This is a genomic window from uncultured Cardiobacterium sp. (assembly GCF_938028185.1).
Lineage (GTDB): Bacteria > Pseudomonadota > Gammaproteobacteria > Cardiobacteriales > Cardiobacteriaceae > Cardiobacterium.
In genome coordinates, this window is sequence record NZ_CALJAH010000349.1 from 1 (window position 1) to 6,745 (window position 6,745).

The 6,745-nt window shown below is 61.9% G+C and carries 7 protein-coding genes; all 7 read right to left on the minus strand.

Annotation, left to right across the window (positions count from 1 at the left end; all coding sequences use genetic code 11):
• Nucleotides 1–296: 296 nt before the first annotated feature.
• Nucleotides 297–1,226 carry a hypothetical protein gene (locus Q0349_RS10195; protein ID WP_298080803.1) on the minus strand — a complete coding sequence of 310 codons (930 nt, stop codon included), beginning with the start codon at nt 1,224–1,226 and terminating at the stop codon, nt 297–299.
• A 1-nt stretch (nt 1,227) separates the two neighbouring features.
• A complete protein-coding gene (gene csm3, locus Q0349_RS10200; protein WP_298080804.1) occupies nt 1,228–1,938 on the minus strand; it encodes a type III-A CRISPR-associated RAMP protein Csm3 in 711 nt (236 codons plus the stop codon).
• Between the two features lie 10 nt (nt 1,939–1,948).
• The gene (csm2, locus tag Q0349_RS10205; RefSeq protein WP_298080806.1) at nt 1,949–2,350 is read right to left on the minus strand and encodes a type III-A CRISPR-associated protein Csm2; all 402 of its coding nucleotides are present in this window, start codon (nt 2,348–2,350) and stop codon (nt 1,949–1,951) included.
• A gap of 4 nt (nt 2,351–2,354) precedes the next feature.
• Nucleotides 2,355–4,658, minus strand: a complete 2,304-nt coding sequence (gene cas10 / locus Q0349_RS10210; RefSeq protein WP_298080807.1) for a type III-A CRISPR-associated protein Cas10/Csm1 — start codon at nt 4,656–4,658, stop codon at nt 2,355–2,357.
• A gap of 84 nt (nt 4,659–4,742) precedes the next feature.
• Complete coding sequence (locus Q0349_RS10215; RefSeq protein ID WP_298080808.1) at nt 4,743–5,303, minus strand: hypothetical protein; 561 nt, start codon at nt 5,301–5,303, stop codon at nt 4,743–4,745.
• 187 nt (nt 5,304–5,490) lie between these two features.
• On the minus strand, nt 5,491–6,423 hold the full coding sequence (locus tag Q0349_RS10220; protein ID WP_298080810.1) for a putative molybdenum carrier protein: 933 nt from the start codon (nt 6,421–6,423) through the stop codon (nt 5,491–5,493).
• A gap of 3 nt (nt 6,424–6,426) precedes the next feature.
• Nucleotides 6,427–6,745 (minus strand): hypothetical protein (locus Q0349_RS10225; protein ID WP_298080811.1); only part of this gene is annotated, 319 nt, incomplete at its 5' end.

Here is a 6,745-nt window from a genome sequence, read left to right on the forward strand (position 1 = left end):
AAAAATGGCTCCGCCATTTTTTAGGGTGCCCGGTCAGGCGGCGCAACACCGTATGTGGCTTTCGCTGGATGGCTATACATACATTTGAGCGCTCAAGGTGTTAAACGGGGGGGGTATGGGCATCGAGGTATGCAGGCTAACCCCACCCCCTCGGTTCCCATGAAAGAGGCAAAGCCTCTTTCATGGGTGCCCTCGTCCCCTCCCCCACAGGGGGAGGGGCGTATCGGCGGTTTTTGTCTGTTTCAGCTCCCTGCACAAGCACACGGAAAATGTGATTCACCATATTTTTTAACAGGTTATAAGCGCTCATATTCCAGTTCAAGGGCGATGACCGGGGCGTAGCCCTGGTGTACGGCTTCGGGCTGGCTGGCGGAGGTGCCGCCGATGCCCTGGCCGATCCAGGGGCGGCCATGTCGGTCGCCGCTGAAGACGGCGCCGGTTTGTGCCATCAGCACCGGTTTTTTGTAGGGGTTGCCCGCAGTCGCCTGTATGTTGCCGTGGCGGCCAAAGCGGGTCAGGGTCTGATAGTAGCTGCGCGTGCCGTCGAATCCTTGTCCTTGCGGGCAGCAGGGGGCGAGGGTCATCGCCGCGTTGCCGCTGCGGCTAAAGAGGTCGCTCGCTTCAAGCGCGTCCACGTGGTATTTGCCAAGTCCGGTGCTGGCGTCGCGGCCGTAGCCGCTGTGGCCAAGGTTTTTGAGTACTTGTGCCAGTTCGTCGCGCGTGATGCGCGCCGGGTCGTGCAGCAGGTAGAGTTGCCATTGGCTGTTGGTGCTGTACCAGTGTTGTTCGCTGGTGAACGGCGCGAACTGGTCGCTGCCGGTAGTGTGGGTGGCGCGGTTGATGCTGTTGTGCGCCTGGGTGTGGCTGGTGAGCAGGTCGGCGGCGATGTCGTTGTTGCTTTTGGCGTGTTGTTGCCAGTCGCGTACGGGTTTTTCGAGTGCGTCCAGCGGCATCCATTGTTTTTTCTTGAGTTTTTTGCGGTCGGTTTCGTCGCCTGCGGTCCAATAGGCAGACGGCAATGTCGGCAGCGGCAGGTGTCCGGCGGGGAAGGCGTCGGAGGTGATGAGGTAGGGCTTGCCGTCGCAGTAGCCGTCAAGCAGTGCGCGCAGGCGGGCTTCGCCATAGGCTTCGGCGATGCCCCAGCAGAGGTGGCCAAAGAGGGTGTCGCCGACCAGCGGCGTGCCGAAGGCGGTCTGCGGGGTGAGGGTGAGACGGAGCGCGTCCATGTCAGGCAAAGGGTTTGTGTTGGGCGAAGCGGTCGCTGATGGCGCTGTCGCCGTCGAGGGCGAGGTTGGCGAAGCGCACTTTGCCGTAGCCGCGCGAGCCGGAGCCGCCAAGGCTGTCCCATTCGAGCAGCTTCAGTCCGGTGAGCAGGGTGTGCAGCAGAGCGTCGTCGTCACCGTCGTATTGTTTGAGGGTGAGGCGGAAGGTGAAGACGGCTCCGGCGGGAACGCGCTCGGTGAAACGCGGGTGTTCGGCGGTGCCGCTGATGCGGTTGATGCGGTTCTCGCTTTTGGCTTCGGTCCAGGAGAGGTTGTCTTCGCGCTGTTTGGCGGCGTAGCCGGGGTCAAGCGGGCAGTCCCAGAAGGCGAGGCGGGTATGGCCGATGTGTTTTTGGAAGGTTTCGTCCTGGGTGTCGCCGCTGATGCCGAAGAGTTGCAGGATGTGTTTAACGGCGGTTTGTTGGGCGCCGGTGCTGTCGTCGTATTCTTTTTTGCCGAGCGGGGTTTCCTGGACGGCGCCGCTTTTCCATTCGAGCAGGCTGCGGATTTTGCCTTTGAGGCTGCTGCCGGGGATGTAGGGCTCGCCGCTGACCGGGTGTTTGATGACGGGGTTGTCGATGCCGCCGATGTGGATTTCGCTGTCGCCAGCACCGATGTGCAGGCCGCTTTCGAGGATGAGGTCGGCGGTGAGGGTGCGGATGTTTTGTAGTTGCATGGGGCGCTCCTTATTTGGTTTCGCTGGCTTTGCGGTAGCCGAGCATGGCTTCAAAGAAGAGTTTGGCGTGGCGCAGGGTTTGCGGGCTGTCGATTTGGTCTATCAGGCGGTTGAAGATGGCGACGAAGTGTTCGTCCAGCAGGGTTTTGCCGCCGCTTTTGCGGCCGCTGGCGTAGGCCGCCTTCGCTTTGAGCATTTGGATGAAGGGCGCGGATTTGTCGTATTCGGCCTTGCGGTCGGCGGCACGGTGGATTTTTTCGTCCCACATCGCCAGTTCGTCGTAGAACTTGCGGATTTGGGTGGATTTGTTTTGTTCTTTGTTTTGGCTGATGTCTTCGGCGGCGCTTTTGGCGATGTCGCTGAAGATGGCCGGTGCCAGCGGCGTTTGTAGTTTGATGTCGTTCAGGTTCATGGGGTTATTGCTCCCGTTGCTGGTAGAAGTGGTTGGTAAGCGGGATGCGGAAGCGGCCAAGTTGTTCCGCGATGTAGCGCGCGAGGTCGCTGCCGAGTTGTTGGTAGGCGTTGTCTTTGGCGGTGATGTGTTTTTGTCGGCTGACCAGGCGCCGTGTCTGGTAGTAGAGACGGCTGCGCCAGATGCTCGCCATGATGTCGCCACGCTGTTCCCGGGTGGCCAGTTCGGTGAGGTGCAGCAGGCTGTAGAGGTAGGCGGTGCTTAGGCGGTAGTTTTCTTGCAGTTCGGCGATGCGCGCGGCGATTTGGGTGAGGGTGTCCCACGCTGTCCAGGCGACGGTTTCGCCGTAGAGGCTGACCGCGTTTTTGCCGGGGTGTTTTTTGGTTTTTTCCAGCGCTTCTTCGGCGTAGGCGGAGAGTTTCGGCACCGGCAGCCCGGGTTTGTTGATGGCGATGCCCGCGCTGAAGGTAAGTTGCGGGTTGTCGGCGGTGTATTTTTTGAAGTTTTCCCGCATTTCGGCGGCGAGCTGCTGGATTTGCAGCCACGGGCCGATGAGGAAGAAGTCGTCGCCACCGGCGAAGACGGTGTAGGTGTTGCGTGCGTTTTCGGCGCAGTACGCGGGCAGCCACAGGCTGAAGAACTGGTTCATTTGTCGCGACAGCGCCGCTGTTTTGGCGAGGCTTGGTTTGGCGAGGCCTTTTTGGAAGATGCGGCCGAGGTTATCGACGTCGCCCTTGAGGGTGGCGATGGCGATTTTGCCGCGCCAGCCGTCGCTTTCTGCCAAGCGCTGCCGTTCTTCGCAGGCGAGGTGGTTGAAGGTTTTGGGTTTGCCTTTTTCGGGTTTGCCTTCTTCGTCTTGTGCCGGGCGGTATTTGTCCGGGTCTTGCAGGTCTTCGTCACGAAATCGCGGCACGTAGGCGTTGATGTAGCGTCGCGCGTAGCCGTGCCAAACGCTGTCATCGTCCAGATGCGGCAGGGAGAAGTCCCAGCAGCGGCGCAGCTCGCCCTGTTCGGCGGCTTTGCCGAAGGCGCCGCTGATTTCTTCGTCGGCGGTGAAGGCGATGGTGTAGCCGAAGATGGGCAGTTGCAGTTTTTGTGTGTCGCGGTCGCTGCGCACGGCGGCGGCGCCACCGAGGATGAGCAGGCGGTTTTGTTTGGGCAGCAGGCTGCCGATGGTGATTTGGTCAGCGGAGCGGGCGGCCGGTTGCGGGTTGCGCGCTGTGCCGGTCGCAGGCAGGCGCTGGTCGTAGCGGCAAACGCCGTTGGGGTAGGCGACGGGCAGCGCGGTCGGCGCGGTGCCGGTGAGGTCGAAGCGTTGCAGTTTGGCGCGTTCGAGCGCCTCGAAGCTGTCCTGGACGAGTTGGGCAAATTGTTCCGGGTTGCTGAAGTCGTCGCGGCTCGCGGTCTGGGTGGCGATGCCGAGCGCGACTTGGCCGTAGCAGTGTTCAAGCAGCCAGGCGTTCATGTCCGCGCGGACGTGGGCGACGGCGTCACGCACGGCGGCGGTGTTGGGCGCGATGATGAGGAATTTGCCCGCCGCGTTCTGGATTTGCGCGGTCGGCGGCAGGGCGCAGGTTTCCAGCACTTTCAGCGCCGCCACTTCGGCAAAGAGCGAGACGTGGAAGGAGCGGCCACGCAGGATTTTTGCGGCGTGGCGGTTGGTGTCGCTGCCGCTGGCGAAGATGAAGTTCTGGATGCCAAAGAAGTCGCCCTGTATCAGCAGGATTTCGGGGGCATCGCCCGCATCGCGGCGCAGCCACAGGGCGGTGGCGAGCGCGGCGGTGGTTTTGCTGTGGTCGTAGAGGGAGACGTCGGCGCTGTGTGCGGCGGGGACGGCGTGGGTGATGTTTTGCCAAAGGGTGTCGAAGTGGTCGAGCCACAGCGGCCAGTGGTTGCGGTGTGCATTGGGGATGGCGTTGAGACCGTCAAGGAATGTTTGCCAAAGGTCGGCGCTGGCAATGTCGCTGCCGGGGAAGATGCTGCGCGGATTGAGCGGTGCGCGCAGGTAGTACAGTTCGCCGTTGCCTGCGGGCTGTTTTTCGTCAAGGTGGATGGTGGCGAACAGCGGGCGCAGGTTTGTTTCATCGCTGGCGGTTTTGTCCGTGCCGACGGCGATGGCGGCGGCGTCTGCGATGTGTTTTTGCAAGTCGTGGTCGTCGAGAAGCGGCGCGATGTCATCGCGGATGCGGGATGGCAGTTGCGGCGCGAGCACCCGCCAAAGGTCGGCGGGGGTCAGGCCGGCAAGGGTGGCAATGCCCGGCAGCAGGGCGGCAAAGGCGGTAGCGCAGGCGGTGTCCGTTGGGGTCATGGCGGTTCCTGGTGGCGGTTGATGGGCTTGGGAGCGATTGTCAGAAAATTCTGTCGGGCTGGCAAGATTGGCAATTTTGTCCGTTCAGCGCTGTTGCCGGGCGCGGCGGCGTTTGCGCCAGACGAGCGGGACGATGATGGCGAGGACGATGGCGAACGGGCTGATGATGATGCCGAAGACGACCGGGCCGTTCAGGTCGCGCACGCTGTTTTCGATGTAGGTGCTGCGCATCAGCCGTAGCGCGCCGTCTTGCGCGGGCGCAGTGGTGAGCGCGTAGTATTTTTTCGGCCAGAAGCGGCTGCGCGTTTCCCACAGCGTGATGGTGAGGTCGTCTGCGGGCAGGGTGTCGCGGTAGCGCCAGTCCTGGCCGAGGGTGGCGGCAATGGCGGTTTTCATTGCTTCGTCGTCCGCCGCGCTGCGCCAGCTTTGACCGCAGTATTTGCGCTTGCTGTCGTCGCCGTCCGCGGTGTTTTGGTCGATGCGCCGGTCGGCGGCCTGGAAACGCGAAGTGTTGTCGCCATCCAGTCGTGCGGCTTCGCTATGCGGCGGCAGGTAGGTGCAGAGGTCGGTGTTGCCGGGGGTGGCGGGCGGTTGGCAGCCCGCGAGGGCGAGGGCGATGAGGGGAAGGAGGGGTTTTGCGGTCATGGTTTATGCGGGTGAAGGGTTGGGCGGATAGTATAGCCATCCACCGAAAGCCTCATACGGTGTTGCGTCGCCTCGCCGTACAAAAGCGTACTGCCTTCGGCGACGCGCCTTGTCTGAAACTTTCGGTGGATGGCTATATCCCTGAATGGTGGCGTTTTGGCCGCGCGGGTTGGTTTTTTCCGGGTTATCAGCGAGGTGCCGCGTCCTGGTGCAGGGTGTCTTCGACGGCTTGCAGCAGTCCTCCGGTCAGGCGGTAAATGCCCGGTCGCTTGCCTTCGCGCGGCCCGGCGACGTTCAATGTTTTGATGTCGTGCGCGCGCAGCCAGGCGAGAACGTCGGCGGCGGTTTTTGTCGGGGCGGCACCGTCAAGCTGTGCGATGAAGTGCGGTTTGCCCGCTTTTTCGGCGAAGCGTTTGGTGACGAGCGTGCCGCCGTCCAGCGCGCCAATATTTACTATCAGCGTGCCGTCGCTGTCTTCCACGTTGCGACGGGTGCGCTGGCGGTAACCGCCTTCGGCCAGTTCGGTCAGCTGGTATTTGGCCGGAATGCGGCCGTCTTCCGCCACCCGCCCCTGCGGCGCCCAACCGCCATGCGTATAGCTGCTATATGGTACTGCGGCAAAATCCAGCGCGGCCCGGTCAGCGCCGGTCTGCCCGCCGGAAATGATGTGTTCGCAGAAGCGCAGCGGTTCGTGGGCGCGGCGAAATGGCGGCAGCGGTCGGGCAGTCCCGTCGGTGAGGATTTCCCGGCGTTCATCCAGGCGATTATTCGGGTCTTCACCCGGCTTTTCATAAACCACGCGGTAAGCGTCGCCGACTTCTTCTTTCAGCCAACGGGCAAGTTGCAGCCCGCGTTCGTGAAAGGCGGGCCAGTCCCAGTAGTCATTATTGCCATGAGGCATATAAAGCGGCATCCGCGCAAACGAGATAGCCCAGATGGCGAACTTGCGCCACAGTGTTTCGCTCATCGGGTAGTCCGTTTCCCAGCCGCCACTCTCGCAGAGCATCCCACCAACACCACCCTGTTCGGGGCGCTCCACCAGCCACAGAAACGGCGCATTGCCATAATCCACCATGACGGTGAGAACGGGGACAAACGGGGTGTTTTCGCTATCGCTCATGCTTCATGTTCCTTTGCAGGCGGCAAGCCACGGGTTGCTCAATATCCGCTTTTTGTAAGCGTCTTCATCTTCGGCTTCTCCCTGTGAACCCCCAAATGTGGCATCAAATTCTTCGTTGAAAAAGCGGACGAGTTCCGCGCGCAAGGCGGTTGCAAGTTCGGCACGCGAGACGATGCCTTCCTGCCAGATTTGTTGCTCGTATCTGTCCTCGGCGCGCAGCAGTACCCGTGCCGGGTCGTCGGTGCGCAGTACGGTCAGCACGGTTTCTGGTGGTGTCCTAAAATGTATGCTGATAAACGGCGGGCAAACAAAAAGCAACGGA

Bases quoted from the DNA above. Each gene is read 5' to 3' on its own strand.
- Q0349_RS10215 (WP_298080808.1), bottom strand. From the start codon at position 5,303: ATGACCGCAAAACCCCTCCTTCCCCTCATCGCCCTCGCCCTCGCGGGC.
- csm3 (WP_298080804.1), bottom strand. From the start codon at position 1,938: ATGCAACTACAAAACATCCGCACCCTCACCGCCGACCTCATCCTCGAA.
- csm2 (WP_298080806.1), bottom strand. From the start codon at position 2,350: ATGAACCTGAACGACATCAAACTACAAACGCCGCTGGCACCGGCCATC.
- Q0349_RS10220 (WP_298080810.1), bottom strand. From the start codon at position 6,423: ATGAGCGATAGCGAAAACACCCCGTTTGTCCCCGTTCTCACCGTCATG.
- cas10 (WP_298080807.1), bottom strand. From the start codon at position 4,658: ATGACCCCAACGGACACCGCCTGCGCTACCGCCTTTGCCGCCCTGCTG.
- Q0349_RS10195 (WP_298080803.1), bottom strand. From the start codon at position 1,226: ATGGACGCGCTCCGTCTCACCCTCACCCCGCAGACCGCCTTCGGCACG.